The organism is Shewanella sp. KT0246 (genome assembly GCF_019654955.1).
GTDB classification, from domain to species: Bacteria; Pseudomonadota; Gammaproteobacteria; order Enterobacterales; family Shewanellaceae; genus Shewanella; species Shewanella goraebulensis.
Window position 1 is genome coordinate 1 of record NZ_BPEV01000095.1, and the last position, 973, is coordinate 973.

The 973-nt window shown below is 49.3% G+C and carries 1 protein-coding gene; it reads right to left on the minus strand.

The window, feature by feature from the left end:
• Window positions 1-973, minus strand: a 973-nt coding sequence (locus tag K5Q58_RS21355; protein ID WP_220755715.1) for a hypothetical protein, incomplete at both ends; no start/stop codon positions are given.

Consider the following 973-nt stretch of genomic DNA (forward strand, 5'->3'; position numbering starts at 1 on the left):
ATCAACGAAAACTTGCGATTCTTTCCTCTCCCTCTCCCTTCCCTTTTTCTTCCCCTCTTCCCTCCTTTTCCTCTTCCTTTCCTCTTTCCCTCTCTCTTCTCTCCCCTTTTTTTTTTCCTCCTTCCTCTTTTCTCTCTCCTTCTCTCTTCCCTTTTTTTCCTTCTTTTCCCCCCCTTCTTCCTTTTTCCCCCCTCCTTCTCTTTTTCTCTTTCTTTCCTTTTTCTCCTTCCTTTCCCCTTCCCTTTTTTCTTCTTCTTTTCCCCTTCCCCCTTTGTTTGCTTCCTTCTTCTCCTCCTTCCTTGCCCTTGCTTCTTCTTTTTTTCTCTCCCTCCTCTCTCCCTTCTTCTCTCCCTCTCTTCCCTCTTCCTTCCCTCTCCTCCCTCCTCTCCTTCCCTTTCCCCTTTCCTCTCTTCCCCCTTTCCTTCCCCCCTTTCCCTCCTCTTCTCTTTCCTTCCCTTCCTTTCTTTCTCCCCTTTCTTCTCTCCCCCCTCCTCCTTTCCTTCTTTCTCCCTCTCTCTTTTTTCTTCTTCCTTTCTTTCCCCCCTTCTTTTCCCTCCCCTTTTCCTCTTCCCTCTTTTTTTTCTTTCCCTCCCCTTTCCTTTCCCCCCCTCCTTGTTGTTTTCTTCTCTTCTTCCCTTCTCTCCCTTCTTTCTTCCCTCTTCTTCTCTCTTCTCTTTCCCCCCTCTCCCCTCCCTTCCTTTTTTTTCTCTGTTTGCTCTCCCCCTCTTCCCTTTTTCTTCCCTCCTCTCCCCCTTTTCTTTCCCTTCTCTCCCTTCCTTCTTCCCCTCTTCCCCTCTTTTTCCTTTTTTCTCCCCCTCCCTCCTCTCCTTTTTTTTTTCCTTCTCTCCTTCCCTTTTCTCCTCCTCTCCTTTCTCTTCCTTTCTCTTCTCCCCCTCTCCTCTCCCCCTCTCCTTCCTCCTCTCTCTTCTTCCTTCTTCTTCTTTCCCCCCCCCCCCCTCCCCCCTCCTCTTTC